Below are 16,758 nucleotides of genomic sequence, written 5' to 3' on the forward strand. Positions count from 1 at the left end.
TCCAGCGCCTGCGCAGCTACTACGCCATGTTCACCGCCGGCTTCGGCGGCTTCCTGATCGCGCTGGCCGCGCTGGAGCAGGAAGGCATGCCGCGCGTATGGATCGGCTACCTGTTCATGTTCGCCACCATCGTGCTGTACGCGCTGATCGGCGTTATCAGCCGCACCTCCAACGTACTGGAATACTACGTGGCCGGCCGCCGCGTGCCGGCCATGTTCAACGGCATGGCCACCGCCGCCGACTGGATCTCGGCCGCCAGCTTCATCAGTCTGGCGGGCGGCCTCTACCTGCATGGCTTCGACGGCCTGGCCTACATCATGGGCTGGACTGGCGGCTACTGCCTGGTGGCGCTGCTGATTGCCCCCTACCTGCGCAAGTTCGCCCAGTACACCATCCCCGACTTCCTGGCCGAACGCTACGGCGGCGCCGACGATGCCGAGCGTGGCGGTCGCGCGGTGCGCATCCTGGCCGTGATCGCCACCATCATCGTCTCCTTCACCTACGTGGTGGCGCAGATCTACGCGGTGGGCCTGATCGCCTCGCGCTTCACCGGCGTCGACTTCTCGGTCGGCATCTTTCTCGGCCTGGCCAGCATCCTGGTGTGTTCCTTCCTCGGCGGCATGCGCGCCATCACCTGGACCCAGGTGGCGCAGTACATCATTATCCTGGTGGCGTTTTTGATCCCGGCCATCTGGCTGTCGGCCAAGCACACCGACAATCCTATCCCGCAAGTGGCCTACGGCAAACTGCTGCCCAAGCTGAGCGCACGCGAGCACGTGCTGCAGGAAGATCCGAAAGAAGCCCAGGTGCGCGCCATCTTCCGCCAGCGCGCCGCCGACTACGACCAGCGCCTCAGGACGCTGCCGTCGTCGTGGGAGATCGGCCGCGCCGAAGCCCAGCGCAAGGTGGATCACGTCAAGACACGCAACGCCTCGCTGCTGGAAATCCGCAGCGCCGAACGCGAACTGGTCGCCTATCCGAAAAACGCCGACGAGGCCGAACGCGTATGGACCGAAGCACGCGAACAGAACCTGCAACGGGCCGAGCCGATCACGCCGCACGCCACGCCCTACCCCGGCGATCCGGCCACCTCCGACATCAAGCGCAACAACTTCCTGGCGCTGGTGTTCTGCCTGATGCTGGGCACGGCCGCGCTGCCGCACATTTTGATGCGCTCCTACACCACGCCGTCGGTACACGACACCCGCGTCTCGGTGCTGTGGACGCTATTCTTCATCCTGCTGATCTACCTGACCATTCCGGCGCTGGCGGTGCTGGTGAAGTACGACATCTACAACGCGCTGGTCGGCACCAGCTACGACCACCTGCCCAACTGGGTGTCGTACTGGGCCAATGTGGACAAGCTCAATCCCCTGTTCAGCATCAACGACGTCAACCACGACGGCGTGGTGCAACTGGCCGAAATCACCATCGATGCCGACGTGCTGGTGCTGGCCACGCCGGAAATCGCCGGCCTGCCGTATGTGATCTCGGGACTGGTGGCGGCCGGCGGCCTGGCGGCGGCGCTGTCCACCGCCGACGGCCTGCTGCTGGCCATCTCCAATGCGCTGTCGCACGACGTGTATTACAAGCTGGTGGACCGCAGCGCCTCCACCCAAAAGCGCGTGACGATTTCCAAATTGCTGTTGCTGGCGGTGGCCTTCATCGCCGCCTATGCCGCCTCGACCAAGCCGGGCGATATTTTGTCGCTGGTAGGCGCGGCCTTCTCGCTGGCCGGCTCGACGCTGTTCCCGGCGCTGGTGCTGGGCGTGTTCTGGAAACGCGCCAACCACCACGGCGCGGTGGCCGGCATGACGGTCGGCTTCCTGGTGTGCGTCTACTACATGCTGCACACTAATCCGATCCTCGGCGGCGGCGCGGCCAATCAGTGGTTCCACATCGCGCCGATTTCGGCCGGCATCTTCGGCGTGCCGTCCGGTTTGCTGACCGTGGTCGTGGTTAGCCTGCTGACGCCGGCGCCGGGAGCGCGCGCGGCGGCGCTGGTCGACTACATCCGCGCGCCGGAGCAACATTAATATACATTTATGCTGTGGCGCATTTGGCAAGCTAGTGCTATCGTGACTTGGTTACTTATTTTATAACAAGGTATATGCGCTTCCATCCCTTTTTGCGCGCCCTGGCTGTGGCCGGCGCGTTCCTGTGCGGCCACTCCCAGGCAGCCGACACGGCCAAGGCCCTGCCGCCGATCGCCGATTTCTTCAGCAATCCGGAATTCACCGGCGCCGTGCTGTCACCGAGCGGCAAATACCTGGCGGTCAAGGTCAGCAACAAGAGCAGCAAGCGAGACATGCTCGGCGTGGTCGACCTGACCACCAACGCGGTCAAGGTGGTCGGCAACTTCAGCGATGCCGACATCGGCGCCTACCAATGGGTCAACGACGAGCGGCTGGTATTCACCGCCACCGACCGCGATCTGGCGCAAGGCGACATGCGCTATGCTCCCGGCCTGTACGCCATCAACCGCGATGGCAGCAAGTTCCGCCAGCTGGCGATGCGCAACGGCCAGCCTTTCATCACCAATGGTTCCAGCCTGACCTCGCGCGAGCTGCTGCCATGGCACACCTATCTGATGCCGCAGACCGGCGCCCAGGATTCGGAATACATCTACGTCCAGGACCGCATCTTCAGCAGCAGCGGCGAATACCTGTACACCAATCTGCTCAAGCTGAATACGCTCAATGGCCGCGTCAACGGTTCGGTCAAGCGGCCGGGCGACAGCTACTTCTGGCTGCTGGACAACAAGGGCGAACCGCGCCTGACCATGACCAACGACAAGGGCGGCACCAACAGCGTGTACTACCGCGATCCCGCCAACGACGAGTGGCGCAAGCTGACCGACTTCGAACGCTACACCGGCCACGGCGGCGCCTTCCGCCCGGTGTCGTTCGGCCCGGATGGCACCTTCTACGTGGTCAGTCACGCGCCCGGCAAGGACACCACGGCGGTATTCACCTACGACATCGCCGCCGGCAAGATGTCCGACAAGCCGCTAGTGGCACTGGACGGCTATGACTTCAGCGGCAACATGATTGTGCGCGACAACAAACTGCTGGGCGTCAACCACCTGACCGACGCCTGGGGTACCAGCTGGACCGATCCCGCCATGAAAGCCTTGCAGGAAAAGATCGACAAGATGCTGCCCAACACCGTCAACCAGTTGACGCTGCCGGCACGGCGGGAAACGCCGTGGGTGCTGGTGACCGCGTTCGCCGACATCTGGCCCAAGCGCACCATGTTGTACAACACCGAAACCGACAAGCTGACGCTGGTTGGCGCGGCGTTCTCCAACATCGATCCCAACCAAATGGCGCGCAAGGACCTGGTGCACTATAAAGCGCGCGATGGCTTGAGCATCCCGGCCTGGCTGACATTGCCGAAAGGCGAAGGCAAAAACCTGCCGCTGATCGTGCTGGTGCACGGCGGCCCATGGGTGCGTGGCGGCAAGTGGGAGTGGGATCCGGAAGCCCAGTTCCTGGCCTCGCGCGGCTATGCCGTGCTGGAACCGGAATACCGCGGCAGCACCGGCTATGGTGGCCGTCTGTACCGCGCCGGCTTCAAGCAATGGGGCCTGAAAATGCAGGACGACATCACCGACGGCACCCGCTGGGCGATCGACAAAGGCTATGCCGACGCCAGGCGTATCTGTATCGCCGGCGCGAGCTACGGCGGCTACGCTACGCTGATGGGATTGATCAAGGAGCCCAACCTGTACAAATGCGGCGTCGAGTGGGTGGGCGTCAGCGACATCAACCTGATGTACACCGGCAGCTGGTTCTACGCCTCCGACTTCACCGACGACTACAAACGTTACGGCATGCCGGTGCTGATCGGAGATCGGGAGAAAGATGCGGAACAACTGAAAGCCACCTCACCGCTGTTGCGCGCCAGTGAAGTCAAGCAGCCGCTGCTGATGGCCTACGGCGGCGCCGACACCCGCGTGCCGCTGCCGCATGGCACCAAGTTCTACAACGCGGTCAAGGAAACCAACCCGAATGTCGAATGGATCGAGTACGAGGAGGAAGGCCACGGCTGGAAACTGCCGAAGAACCGCATCGACTTCTGGGGCAAGGTGGAGAAATTCCTCGACAAGAATATCGGCGCGCAGTAAAGATCGCGTTATAGTCTCGGTGCAGCAAGCCTTTCTACAATTACGGAGGAGCGAGCATGGCATCGGGAAAAATTCTGGTCGCACAGGGAGGCGGGCCGACCGCCGTCATCAACCAGTCGCTGGCGGGGGTGGTGCTGGAAGCGCGCCGCTTCCGCGACTGTCGCCGCGTCTACGGCGCGATGCACGGCGTGCGCGGCATCGTCAACGAAGACCTGGTCGACCTGACGCGCGAAACCAGCCACAACCTGGAGCTGGTGGCGGCCACGCCCTCCTCCGCGCTGGGCTCCACCCGCGACAAGCCGGACCTGGCCTACTGCGCCGAGATCTTCAAAGTGCTGCGCGCGCACGACATCGAGCAGTTCTACTACATCGGCGGCAACGATTCATCGGACACCGTGCGCATCGTCAGCGAACAGGCGCAGGCGGCCAACTACGCGCTGCGCTGCATCCACATCCCCAAGACTATCGACAACGACCTGGTCGGCAGTGACCACACCCCGGGCTTCCCGTCGGCCGCGCGCTTTGTGGCGCAGGCGTTTGCCGGCGCCAACCTGGACAACGCCGCCCTGCCGGGCGTATATGTGGGCGTGGTGATGGGCCGGCATGCCGGCTTCCTCACCGCCGCCTCCGCGCTGGGAAAAAAGTTCCATGACGATGGCCCGCACCTGATCTATCTGCCGGAGCGGGTGTTTTCGCTGGCGCAGTTTTTGGCGGATGTGAAAGCCACCTATGAACGCTACGGCCGCTGCGTGATCGCGGTATCGGAAGGCATTCATGATGCGAGTGGTGAGGCGATCGCCTCCCTGCTGGCCAAGGAAGTGGAGCGCGACGCGCATGGCAATGTGCAGCTGTCCGGCACCGGCGCGCTGGCCGATTTGCTGTGCGATGAAATCAAGGCCAAACTCGGCATTAAGCGCGTGCGCGGCGACACTTTCGGCTATTTGCAGCGCTCCTTCATCGGCTGCGTGTCGGACGTCGACCAGCGCGAGGCGCGCGAAGTCGGCGAGAAGGCCGTGCAGTTCGCCATGTGGGGCGACCGCGACGGCTCGGTAGCGATCAAGCGCACCGGCTTCTACTCGGTCGACTACGAACTGCTGCCGCTGAGTGCGGTGGCGGGCAAGACGCGCGTGATGGAGGACGAGTTCATCAGCGCCAGCGGCACCGACGTCACCGACGCCTTCCGCATGTACCTGCGTCCCCTGCTCGGCGCCGGCATGCCCGACGCCTTCCGCCTGCGCCCCGCGCCGGTGGAGAAAATTCTCAAGCGCTAATCCTGTCAGGCCGCGTCCTTACGCGGTGGGAATAGGAAAGGTCGAACCGTAGCGGGATCGACCTTTTTTCTTGCCTGCATCAGGCTGTGATCAGTCTGCATCCCCAGCCATGATTCGGCAGAACGGCCCAGCGCCAGTTCAAACCGGACAGCCATCTCCGCCGTCAACTCTATCTCTTGCATCAGCAAACCATCGATAGTCTGTACCGGCAGCCCCAGTCGCTCCGACAACTCGACCGAACTAATTTTGTACGGTTCGACATAGGACAGAGACAGATATTCCCCAGGATGCATAGTGATCATAGTTCCTCCGACGCCGATTAGAACTCACTCTTTATCGTAGAAGCAAACACTAAGCCCGTCAACCATTCAGGACAATGTCATGATTCTTCATAGCAGAGATATCGTGCATAAAGGCATGCGGCGCCTCTGGCAGTCCGGCGGTAGCGACAAACGCGCCATTTCTGTTTCCTGGGCCAGATCCTTGGGTGACATCTTGCTGCATTTGCACTCAGCAAGATGTCTGGATGATATCCGCGATGGTTTGGGCGTGCTCAAAAACGTCAAACAACTAAGCGGACATGCTTGCCGTTACAGCATAGAAGTAAATGCCAACTGGCGCGTCACCTTCAACTGTATTGATGCAGATACCGGCATCGTCACAGACATCGATCTGGAAGACCTGCATCGCCATGGCGGTGCTCGGCGCCACTAGATTTACGGGGCTTTACAGTGCATTGACGCCGTCTAACAGCGCGCGCGCCGACAATGCCTGCTCATATCGCTACGGGAGTTTTTATGAAGTTGATGAAGCATTGGATGTTGTGGTCGGCGCTGGCCGGTTGCATGCTGAGCGCGTCCGCGCAGAATAATCCGCCGCCGGACGGTCCGCCGCCAGGTCCACCGCCGGAAGCGGTGGCCGCCTGCAAAGGCAAGGTCGAGGGCGACAAGGTGCAGTTCGCCGGCCATCACGGCGACACCGTCAGCGGCGTGTGCCACAAGCACGGCGACGTCATCGCCGCCATGCCGGAAGGCGGACCGCCACCGCCGCCGCAGCGCTGATCGTCTGCTGTCGCCTGCCGCCGGTGCTACTGCCCCAGCGCCGGCAGCAGCGGCGTGATGTCGCCGTCGGACGGCAGCGGCGCCACGTCCAGCAAACGCATCAGCAATGGATAGACGTCGACGTTGTCAAATTCCGGCAGCACCACCCCCGGCTTGAAGGCCGGACCGGCGGCGATGAAGGTCGCCGCCATGTCCGGCGACTGATTGTCGTAGCCGTGCTTGCCGCCCTTGACCTTGGCCGCGCTCTTGTCGCTGAACACAATGCTCCAGCCCGGATCGGCCAGGCACAGGAAGGCCGGCACGCGCGCATTGTGGCCATACGCCAGCCGCGCCGGAATCGTTTCCTTGCGCCAGCACTGGAAATGCGCGTGCGGCTGCAGCAGCGCCGCCGCCAGCTGGTCGGCCTGCGCCGGCGACGATGGATTGATGCCCGCGTAGGGGCCACTGGTCACATCTTCATAACTGTCCTTCGGCAGCATCTGGTACAACGGCAGCACGCGCTCGTGGTTGACCGCCGCCATGCCATGGTCGGAGACGATCACCAGGTTGGCGTCGATGTGACGGCTGGCCAGCCCGTCCAGCAGGCGGCCGATGGCCTGGTCGACCAGCGCCACCGCCTCGGTGGTCTGCGGCGCAGCCGGACCGAACTCGTGGCCGGCGTGGTCGACATTATCAAAATACAAGGTCATGAAACCGAAGCGCTGGTCGGCCGGACGGTCCAGCCACGACAGCAACGTATCGACCCGCTCGCTGGCCGGCAGCTTGCCGTCGAACTTGGGCGCCAGGGTCGGCCGCACGCCATGAATCGCCGCTTCCGAACCGGGCCAGAACATGGTGCCGCTACGGATGCCGTTGCGCTCGGCCGTCACCCACACCGGCTCGCCCTGATCCCACCAGCGATGGTCAGCCACCGCTTCGGCGTTGCTGAGGGTGAAACGCTGGTCGGAAATCGCCTTGTCGATCATGGTGTTGTCGACGATGCCGTGATGGTCGGGCCGCAGGCCGGTGACCAGCGTGTAATGGTTAGGGAACGTAATCGACGGGAACGACGGCCGCATCGCCACCGCCCGCACGCCGGCGGCCACCATCCGGTTGAGGTGGGGCGTGACGCCACGCTCCAGGTAATCCGGACGGAAGCCGTCCAGCGATACCAGAATGACAGGATGGGCCGGCTGCGCGGCCGCGACGCCGGCGGCCAGCGCCAGCAACAGGGTCAGGAGTTTTTTCATGGCCGGCAGTATGCCAGCCGTGCGTGACGCGACCATGAAAAAAGCGGGCACGCGGCCTAATACCGTTAAGTTAAGCGCCGTCGTTCCCGCGCAAGCGGGAACCCATGCCGCGTTTGCCAGGCAAACGTCCTATGGATTCCCGCTTGCGCGGGAATGACGATGTGAAATTTCAGCTTAACTTAACGGCATTAGGCACGCGGCCCGCTTTTTTGTATCGCAAAGTATCGCTTACACGACGATGGTCTGGTGCTCGTCACCGACGCGGGCGCGGATCTTGCCGATGGTGTAGACGGTTTCGCCGGCCGCTTCCAGCTGGGCGATGGCGGCTGCCGCGTTCTCTTGCGAGACGATCACGGTCATGCCGATGCCGCAGTTGAACACGCGGTGCATTTCCGAATCGGCCACACCGCCGTGCTGTTGCAGCCACTGGAACAGCGGCGGCAGCGTCCACCCTTTCGAATCCAGCTCGGCCACCAGGCCAGGCTGCAGCACGCGTGGAATATTTTCCACCAGGCCGCCGCCGGTGATGTGCACCATGCCTTTGACGTCGATCGATTCCATCAGCGCCAGCAGCGGCTTGACGTAGATGCGGGTCGGCTGCATCAGCACGTCCGACAGCTTGCGGCCGTGGAAGTCGCCTTCCAGGTCCGGCTTCGACACTTCAATGATCTTGCGCACCAGCGAGTAGCCGTTCGAGTGCACGCCCGACGAGGCCAGGCCCAGCACCACGTCGCCCGGCGCAATCCTGGTGCCGTCGATGATCTTCGATTTTTCCACCGCGCCGACCGCGAAACCGGCCAGGTCGTATTCGCCGTCCGGGTACATGGTTGGCATTTCAGCGGTTTCGCCGCCGATCAGCGCGCAGCCGGCCTGTTCGCAACCCTGGGCGATGCCCTTGATGACGTTGGTCGCGGTGGCCACGTCCAGCTTGCCGCAAGCGAAGTAGTCGAGGAAGAACAGCGGCTCGGCGCCCTGCACCAGGATGTCGTTGACGCTCATCGCCACCAGGTCGATGCCGACGGTGTCGTGACGGTTCAGCTCAAACGCCAGTTTCAGCTTGGTGCCCACGCCGTCGGTGCCGGATACCAGCACTGGCTCTTTGTACTTCTTGCTGATCTCGAACATGGCGCCGAAACCGCCCAAACCAGCCAGCACGCCCTCGCGCATGGTGCGCTTGGCGTATGGCTTGATTGCTTCGACTAAAGCATCACCCGCGTCGATATCGACGCCGGCGTCACGGTAGGACAGGGAAACATTTGAAGTTTGGCTCATGGTGTATTTCGCAGCGGAGGCGGTAAAATAGAAGGCGGAGACCCTTTTTCATGACAAAATCGCATGAAAAGCGCAGAAATCAGCGCAAAGTTTAGTACGTAAACCCGGTCAATCCGCTATTTTATCAAAATTGCCCCGTCCAACCGCCTTTTTAACCATCGAATTCACCTCCATGCCATTTCCCCTCTCGGTCGAGCAAAAGCAGACGGCATTCTGGTTGGCGGTGTGGGCGGCGTTCCTGTTCCTGTTAATTACTCTCGGCCCGGTGCTGACGCCCTTCCTGGCGGCCGCCATCTTCGCCTACGCGCTCAATCCCGGCGTGGACTGGCTGGACCGGGTGCGCTTCGGCCGCCGCCTCAGCATGCCGCGCGCGCTGTCGGTGACCATCGTCGTGGTGCTGTTCTTCGCCGCCATCATCGCGCTGGTGCTGATCGTGGTGCCGGTGCTGCAAAAGGAAATCCCGCTGCTGCAGGCGCAGATCCCGGCCTTCCTGGCCAAGGCCAACGACATGCTGGCGCCGCGCCTGCTTAACCTGGGCGTCAAGGTGCGCGTCGACAGCGCCGGCATCAAGCAGCTGGCGTCCGAACAGCTGGCCGCCAGCGGGGACGCCATCTGGGCCGCCGTACTGAACTCCGCCCGCGTCGGCGGCACCGCCATTCTCGGCTGGCTGGCCACGCTGACCTTGATCCCGGTGGTGCTGTTCTACCTGCTGCTGGACTGGCCGGCGATGCTGGGCCGCGTGGCCAGCTGCGTGCCGCGCCGCTATATCGAGCCGACCATGGGCATGGCGCGCGAAGTCGACACCCTGCTGGCCCAGTACCTGCGCGGCCAGCTGCTGGTGATGCTGGTGCTGGCGATTTATTATTCCGTGACGCTGGCCATCGCCGGTTTCGACGTCGCCCTGCCGGTCGGCATCATCACCGGCCTGCTGGTGTTCATCCCGTACCTGGGCTTCGGCCTCGGCCTGGTGCTGGCGCTGATTTCGGCGGTGCTGCAGTTTTCCGACTGGAGCGGCCTGATCGCGGTGGCCATCATCTACGGCGTCGGCCAGGTGCTGGAAGGTTTTGTGCTGACGCCACGGCTGGTGGGCGAACGCATCGGCCTCAATCCGCTGGCCGTCATTTTTGCCTTATTGGCCTTCGGCCAGCTGTTCGGCTTTGTCGGCGTGCTGCTGGCGTTGCCGGCGTCGGCGGTGCTGATGGTGGCTTTCCGCCACTTGCGTCGCCACTATCTGAGCAGCAGCTTCTATAATGCATGATGTGAAACAGATAAACGTTATGCAAAAGATCACAAGGCGAACGCCATGAAACAGCTGGTGCTCGATTTAGGTGCGGAACCAGCGCACAGCCTCGCATCGTTCGAGGTGGGACAGAATGCCGAATCGGCAGCGCTGATGAAGCAGTTCGCCGATCGCAGCTCGCGCGAGCACTTCGCCTACCTGTGGGGCGCGGTCGGCGTCGGCAAGTCGCACCTGCTCAAGGCCCTGGCCAGCAGCGGCAGCGAGGCCGAACAGGCGCGCGCGCGCTACATCTCGCCGTTTTCGATCGAGTCCGAATTCGTCTACTCGCCGGAAGTAGACCTGTACCTGCTGGACGATTGCGAGAAGCTGTCGCCGGTGGCGCAGATCGACGCCTTCGCGCTGTTTAACGAAATCCGCGCCAACAACGCCTTCATGGTCTGCAGCGGCAATGTCGCGCCGGCCGTGCTGCCGGTGCGCGAAGACCTGCGCACGCGCATGGGCTGGGGCCTGATCTACCAGATCCACGGCCTGACCGACGATGAAAAGAGCGCCGCGCTGGCCGCCGCCGCCGCCGCCCGCGGCTTGACGCTGTCGGCCGGCGTGATACCCTACCTGCTGTCGCACTTCCAGCGCGACATGCGGTCGCTGTCGACCATCCTGGACTCGCTGGACCAGTATTCCCTTGAAACCCAACGCCCGATCACTCTGCCGCTGCTGCGCGAGTGGCTGCAGGCGGAAGCGAAAGAATGATGAACCTCGCCCTTTTTGACCTCGACCACACCCTGCTGCCGATCGACTCCGACTTTGAATGGGGCCAGTTCCTGGTGCGCACCGGCGCCGTCGACGCCGTCGAATACGACCGCCGCAACCGGGAGTTCTTCGCCCAATACCAGGCCGGCACGCTCGATCCGGTAGAATATCTGGAGTTCACGCTTGGCACGCTGGCGCGCTTCCCGCGCACGCAGCTGGATGAAATGCACGCGCAGTACATGGCCGAAGTGGTGACGCCGGCGCTGCACCCGGCGGCGCGCGCGCTGCTGCAAAAACACGCCGACGCCGGTGACCTGGTGGCCATCGTCACCGCCACCAATCACTTCGTCACCGCGCCGATCGCCAGGGCGCTGGGCGTGGAACACCTGATCGCCGCCATGCCGGAACTGGACGCCGACGGCAACCTGACCGGCAAGCTGCTTGGCACGCCGACCCAGGGACCGGGCAAGATCGTCCACACCAAGGCGTGGCTGGAAAAAATGGGGAAAACGCTGGAGGACTTCGACACCGTCTACTTCTACAGCGACTCGCACAACGACCTGCCGCTGATGTCCATCGTCAGCCATCCGGTGGCGACCAATCCCAACGAAAAACTGAAAACGCACGCCGCCGCGAATGGCTGGCCATTAATTGACCTATTCAATGATTAAGAAACTGATCCGCAAAATCCTCGGCACCAAGAGTAAAGCGGTCCGCGACACGAACACCCCGGTGGTGCTGGGGCCTGAGGCCCACGGCATCGATCCGCGCCTGCTGTCCAACAACGCCGTGCGCGTCACCAGCAGCCTGCAGGAAGCCGGCTACGAAGCCTTTGTGGTCGGCGGCGCCGTGCGCGACCTGCTGCTGGGCGTGAAGCCGAAAGACTTCGACATCGCCACCAACGCCACACCGGAACAGGTCAAGCGCCTGTTCCGCCGCGCCTTCATCATCGGCAAGCGCTTCCAGATCGTGCACGTGATGTTCGGCCAGGACCTGCTGGAGGTGACCACCTTCCGCGGCACCACCTCGGACAGCGCGCCGAAGGATGAACATGGCCGCGTCCTGCGCGACAACACCTTCGGCTCACAGGCGGAAGACGCGGAACGCCGCGACTTCACCATCAACGCCATGTACTACAACCCGGCCAACCAACAGGTGCTGGACTACCACGGCGGCATTGAAGACATCCGCGCCAAGACGCTGCGCATCATCGGCGTGCCGGAAGCGCGCTACCGCGAAGACCCGGTGCGCATGCTGCGCGTGGTGCGCTTTGCCGCCAAACTGAAATTCGCCATCGAGCCGGAAACCGGCGCGCCGATCAAGGTCATGGCGCCGCTGATCAACAACGTGCCGGCTGCGCGCGTGTTCGACGAAATGCTCAAGCTGCTGATGAGCGGCCACGCGCTGGCCTGCCTGCAGCAGCTGCGCAAGGAAGGCCTGCATCACGGCCTGCTGCCGCTGCTGGACGTGGTGCTGGAACAGCCGCTGGGCGTCAAGTTCGTGACGCTGGCGCTGGATTCGACCGACTCGCGCATCCATGCCGGCAAGACCGTGTCGCCGGGCTTTCTGTTTGCGTCGCTGCTGTGGCACCAGGTGCTGGAGAAGTGGACCGCCTACCGCGCGGCCGGCGAGCAGACCATCCCGGCGCTGCACCTGGCGGCCGATGACGTGCTCGACTCGCAGACCGAAAAGCTGGCCTTGCAGCGCAAGATCGGCACCGACATGCGCGACATCTGGTCGATGCAGCCGCGCTTCGAGCGCCGCACCGGCAAGGCGCCGCACAAGCTGCTGGAACACCTGCGCTTCCGCGCCGGCTACGACTTCCTGCTGCTGCGTTGCGCCTCCGGCGAAATCGACGCCGAAATCGGCGACTGGTGGACTGCGTTTTACGAAGGCGACGAGATCACCCGCGAAGAACTGATCGCCTCCGCCCGCGCACCGCGCGATGGTGAAAGCAGCGGTGGTGGCTCGGGCGGCGCAGGTGGCGGCAGCACCGGCGGCCCTGCCAAACGCAAACGCGGCCCGCGCCGTGGTGGCCGCAACCGCAGCGGCCGTGGTGAAGGCGGCGACAGCGGCGAAGGTGGTAGCGACGCTCCTGCGCGCGACGGCGGCGCCGAGTAACCTCCGCTGCATCATGAACACCGATATTTCCGCCGGCCTGGCGCCCGCCTCCGCACCGGACGACAAGGCGCCGTTCGCATTCACGCTGGCCTACATCGGCATCGGCGCCAACCTCGGTGACGCCCAGGCCAACGTGCTCGATGCGCTGGAACGCCTGCAACGCCAGCCCGGCTGCACGCTGATGGCGGCATCGGGCCTGTACCGCACCGCGCCGATCGACTCCAGCGGCGACGACTACATCAACGCCGTCGCCCGCATCGCCACCACGCTGGACGCCGAAACGCTGCTGCAAGCGCTGCACGGCATCGAACAGGCGCACGGTCGCGAACGTCCTTACCGCAACGCTCCGCGCACGCTGGACCTCGACCTGCTGCTGTACGGCGACGCCGTGATTAACAGCGCCACGCTGACGGTGCCGCATCCGCGCATGACAGAACGCGCCTTCGTGCTGGTGCCGCTGCTGGAGATCGCGCCGTCCATCCATATTCCCGGCCACGGAGCGGCGTCGCAGTACGCCGCCGGCGTGGCCGACCAGGGCATCCGCCCGATTTAAAGTAAAGGATTTACCATGTCTGGATACCTGCAAGGAACCGAACTGGCCGCCGGCCAAAAGCCCGCCGAAGCCACCGCACCTGCACCGGCCAAAGCGGTCGTCAACAAGGCTGTCACCGTCAACACGCTGCAAGCGCTGCACGCCGCGCGTGAAAAAATCACCATGCTGACCTGCTACGACGCCAGCTTCGCCTCGCTGATGGACCGCTGCGGCGTAGAGATCCTGCTGATCGGCGACTCGCTGGGCATGGTCTGCGCCGGCTACACTTCCACGCTGCCGGTCACCGTCAACGACATCGCCTACCACACCGCCTCCGTGGCGCGCGGCGCCAAGTCGGCGATGATCGTGGCCGACCTGCCGTTCGGCGCCTACGGCACGCCGGAATCCGCTTACGCCAACGCCGTGCAGGTGATGCAGGCCGGCGCCCACATGATCAAGATCGAAGGCGGCGCCTGGCTGGCCGACACCGTCAAATTCCTGACCGACCGCGCCATTCCGGTCTGCGCGCACCTGGGCCTGACGCCGCAATCGGTGCACCAGCTGGGCGGCTACAAGGTCCAGGGCAAAACCACCGAAAGCGCCGACCTGCTGAAGGCCGACTGCCTGAAGATGCAAGCCGCCGGCGCCTCGCTGGTGGTGCTGGAGGCGATTCCTTCGGCGCTGGGCAAGGAAGTCACCGAGCTGCTGTCGATTCCCACCATCGGCATCGGCGCCGGTCCGGACTGCTCCGGCCAGGTGCTGGTGATGCATGACCTGCTGGGCGTTTTCCCAGGCCGCAAAGCGCGCTTCGTGAAAAACTTCATGGACGGCCAGACCAGCATCGACGCCGCCATCACCGCCTACGTTACCGCCGTCAAGGACGGCAGCTTCCCGGCGCAGGAACACTGCTTCTAGGAAGCTGACCAACTAAGTGGCGTGCCGCACAGAGCGGCGCGGCCACCGGCGCTAATGTGGTGAGAGACTTCCCTTGAAGGACTCACGCATGAACTCCAGCGATCAACTGAATATCGACACCCTGCGCTTCCTCAGTGTCGACATGGTACAAAAAGCCAACAGCGGCCATCCCGGCCTGCCGCTCGGCGCCGCGCCCATGGCCTACGTGCTGTGGACGCGCTTCCTCAAACACCATCCCGCCAATCCGCACTGGTTCGACCGCGACCGCTTCGTGCTGTCGGCCGGCCACGGCTCGGCGCTGCTTTACAGCCTGCTGCATTTGAGCGGCTACGACCTGCCGCTGGAGCAGCTGCAGCAATTCCGCCAGTGGGACAGCATCACGCCCGGCCATCCGGAGCGCGGCGTCACGCCTGGCGTGGAAGTGACCACCGGTCCGCTGGGCCAAGGGTTTGCCAACGGCGTCGGCATGGCCATCGCCGAAGCCAGCCTGGCGGCGCGCTACAACCGTCCCGGCCACAACGTGATTGACCACCACACCTACGGCATCGTCAGCGACGGCGATCTGATGGAAGGCATCGCGTCGGAAGCGGCGTCGCTGGCCGGCCACCTGAAGCTGGGCAAACTGATTTACCTGTACGACGACAATCAGGTCACGCTGTCGGCCGGCGCCGACATGACTTTCAGCGAAGACCGCGCCGCGCGTTTCGCCGCCTACGGCTGGCACACGCAGACGGTGGACGACGCCAACAACGTCGAAGCTATCGAGCAGGCGCTGGCTACCGCGCGCGCCGAAGTACACAAGCCGTCGCTGATCCTGGTGCGCAGTCACCTGGGGTTTGGCTCGCCGAACAAGCAGGACAAGATCGACGCCCACGGTTCACCATTGGGTGCGGACGAAGTGGCGCTGACCAAGCGCGCGCTGGGCTGGCCCGAACAGCCGGCCTTCCTGATTCCCGAGGAAGCGCGCATGGCGTATGCAACCGCCGGCGCGCGCGGCGGCCATAACGAAGCTGAATGGCGCGACCGCCTCAACGCCTATGCGCAAGCCTTTCCCGACCTGGCGCGCGAGCTGCATCAGCTGATGGAAGGCGGCACCAGCGGCCTGCCGGAAGGCTGGGACGCCGACATTCCTGTGTTCCCGGTCGACGCCAAGGGCGTGGCAACGCGCACGGCGGCAGGCAAGGTGGCCAACGCCATCGCCGCCAAACTGCCGGCGCTGATCGGCGGCTCGGCCGACCTGGACCCGTCCACCTTCACCGCGTTGAAAGACTTCGGCGACTTCCAGCCGGACAGTCCGCCCGGCGCTGAAGAAGCCGGCGACCGTCAAGGCTCCAACGGTGGTGGCTGGAGCCGCGCCGGCCGCAACATCCACTTCGGCGTGCGCGAACACGCCATGGCGGCGATCAGCAACGGCCTCGCCGCGCACGGCGGCACGCTGCCGTTCAACGCTACTTTCCTGGTGTTTGCCGACTATATGCGACCGGCGATGCGCTTGTCCGCCATGATGGGATTGCAGGTGGTGTACGTCTTCACCCATGACAGCATCGCCCTGGGCGAGGACGGCGCGACGCACCAGCCAATCGAGCACCTGGCCAGCATGCGCGCCGTGCCCGGGCTGGTGGTGATCCGGCCGGCCGACGCCAACGAAACGGCGGCGGCGTGGCGCGTGGCGGTGCAATCGGCCGGCCAGCCGGTGGCGCTGGTGCTGACGCGCCAGCATCTGCCGACACTGGACCGCACCAAGCTTGCGCCGGCCGACAGCCTGCAACGCGGCGCTTATGTATTGAGCGAAGCAGAAGGCGGCGAAGCGCAGATCGTACTGATCGCCACCGGCTCGGAAGTGCATCTGGCGCTGGAGGCGCAAGCCAAACTACACGCGGACAACGTGCGTGCGCGGGTGGTGTCGATGCCGAGCTGGGAGCTGTTCGACCAGCAGCCGCAGGAATACCGCGACCAGGTGCTGCCGCCGGCGCTGACTGCGCGCCTGTCGATTGAAGCCGGCGCCACGCAGGGCTGGCATCGTTATGTGGGCACGCGCGGCGACGTACTGGGCATCGACCGCTTCGGCGCCTCGGCGCCGGGCGAACGCGTGTTGCGCGAGTATGGCTTCAGCGTGGAGAACGTGTGCCTGCTGGCCCACGCCGTCCTCGCCCGCAACGCATAGCGCACCGTCATTCCCGCGAACGCGGGAATCCATGCTTCGCCGCTCAAGACGCGAAGCATGGATTGCCGCTTGCG

The 16,758-nt window shown here is 64.2% G+C and carries 15 protein-coding genes; 12 read left to right on the forward strand and 3 right to left on the reverse strand.

Annotated features, from left to right (window positions below; genetic code table 11):
• The first annotated feature begins 26 nt into the window (after positions 1–26).
• The 3 genes from GTP55_RS07895 (at position 27) to GTP55_RS07905 (ending at position 5,400) form a co-directional block, all read left to right on the forward strand.
• A complete protein-coding gene (locus tag GTP55_RS07895) occupies positions 27–2,036 on the forward strand; it encodes a sodium:solute symporter family protein (RefSeq protein WP_161044621.1) in 2,010 nt (669 codons plus the stop codon).
• A 74-nt stretch (positions 2,037–2,110) separates the two neighbouring features.
• Entirely contained in the window at positions 2,111–4,129 is a 2,019-nt protein-coding gene (locus tag GTP55_RS07900; RefSeq protein WP_161044393.1) for an alpha/beta hydrolase family protein, read from the forward strand.
• Positions 4,130–4,185: 56 nt separating this feature from the next.
• Positions 4,186–5,400, forward strand: coding sequence for a 6-phosphofructokinase (locus GTP55_RS07905; protein WP_161044394.1), 1,215 nt, complete (start codon positions 4,186–4,188; stop codon positions 5,398–5,400).
• Positions 5,401–5,405: 5 nt separating this feature from the next.
• Here the strand turns inward: GTP55_RS07905 and GTP55_RS07910 are convergent, their stop codons facing one another.
• Positions 5,406–5,702: a HigA family addiction module antitoxin gene (locus GTP55_RS07910; protein ID WP_161044395.1), complete on the reverse strand. Its 297-nt coding sequence runs from the start codon at positions 5,700–5,702 to the stop codon at positions 5,406–5,408.
• A 79-nt stretch (positions 5,703–5,781) separates the two neighbouring features.
• On the opposite strand from GTP55_RS07910, the gene GTP55_RS07915 reads away from it, so the two are divergent.
• Together GTP55_RS07915 and GTP55_RS07920 are read left to right on the forward strand one after the other, a co-directional pair.
• Positions 5,782–6,114, forward strand: coding sequence for a hypothetical protein (locus tag GTP55_RS07915; protein ID WP_161044396.1), 333 nt, complete (start codon positions 5,782–5,784; stop codon positions 6,112–6,114).
• An 83-nt stretch (positions 6,115–6,197) separates the two neighbouring features.
• Positions 6,198–6,461 (forward strand): hypothetical protein, encoded by a 264-nt coding sequence (locus GTP55_RS07920; protein ID WP_161044397.1) that lies wholly within the window; start codon positions 6,198–6,200, stop codon positions 6,459–6,461.
• Between the two features lie 26 nt (positions 6,462–6,487).
• Here the strand turns inward: GTP55_RS07920 and GTP55_RS07925 are convergent, their stop codons facing one another.
• Positions 6,488–7,690, reverse strand: a complete 1,203-nt coding sequence (locus GTP55_RS07925; RefSeq protein WP_229257821.1) for an alkaline phosphatase family protein — start codon at positions 7,688–7,690, stop codon at positions 6,488–6,490.
• Between the two features lie 228 nt (positions 7,691–7,918).
• Positions 7,919–8,962, reverse strand: coding sequence for a phosphoribosylformylglycinamidine cyclo-ligase (gene purM / locus GTP55_RS07930; RefSeq protein ID WP_161044398.1), 1,044 nt, complete (start codon positions 8,960–8,962; stop codon positions 7,919–7,921).
• Positions 8,963–9,134: 172 nt separating this feature from the next.
• Between purM and GTP55_RS07935 the strand changes: the two genes are divergently transcribed.
• The 7 genes from GTP55_RS07935 (at position 9,135) to tkt (ending at position 16,684) form a co-directional block, all read left to right on the forward strand.
• On the forward strand, positions 9,135–10,220 hold the full coding sequence (locus GTP55_RS07935) for an AI-2E family transporter (protein WP_161044399.1): 1,086 nt from the start codon (positions 9,135–9,137) through the stop codon (positions 10,218–10,220).
• Positions 10,221–10,265: 45 nt separating this feature from the next.
• Entirely contained in the window at positions 10,266–10,952 is a 687-nt protein-coding gene (gene hda / locus GTP55_RS07940) for a DnaA regulatory inactivator Hda (protein ID WP_161044400.1), read from the forward strand.
• A complete protein-coding gene (locus GTP55_RS07945) occupies positions 10,952–11,623 on the forward strand; it encodes a histidinol-phosphatase (protein WP_161044401.1) in 672 nt (223 codons plus the stop codon). The genes hda and GTP55_RS07945 overlap by 1 nt, the downstream gene beginning before the upstream one ends.
• Positions 11,616–13,073 (forward strand): polynucleotide adenylyltransferase PcnB, encoded by a 1,458-nt coding sequence (pcnB, locus tag GTP55_RS07950; protein ID WP_161044402.1) that lies wholly within the window; start codon positions 11,616–11,618, stop codon positions 13,071–13,073. Before GTP55_RS07945 ends, pcnB begins: the two co-directional genes overlap by 8 nt.
• 13 nt (positions 13,074–13,086) lie before the next feature.
• On the forward strand, positions 13,087–13,626 hold the full coding sequence (folK, locus tag GTP55_RS07955) for a 2-amino-4-hydroxy-6-hydroxymethyldihydropteridine diphosphokinase (protein WP_161044403.1): 540 nt from the start codon (positions 13,087–13,089) through the stop codon (positions 13,624–13,626).
• Between the two features lie 15 nt (positions 13,627–13,641).
• Positions 13,642–14,520, forward strand: a complete 879-nt coding sequence (gene panB, locus GTP55_RS07960) for a 3-methyl-2-oxobutanoate hydroxymethyltransferase (RefSeq protein WP_202423620.1) — start codon at positions 13,642–13,644, stop codon at positions 14,518–14,520.
• A gap of 88 nt (positions 14,521–14,608) precedes the next feature.
• The gene (gene tkt / locus GTP55_RS07965; protein WP_161044404.1) at positions 14,609–16,684 is read left to right on the forward strand and encodes a transketolase; all 2,076 of its coding nucleotides are present in this window, start codon (positions 14,609–14,611) and stop codon (positions 16,682–16,684) included.
• Positions 16,685–16,758 lie beyond the last annotated feature (74 nt).

It is taken from the genome of Duganella margarita (genome assembly GCF_009857535.1).
GTDB classification, from domain to species: domain Bacteria; phylum Pseudomonadota; class Gammaproteobacteria; order Burkholderiales; family Burkholderiaceae_D; genus Rugamonas; species Rugamonas margarita.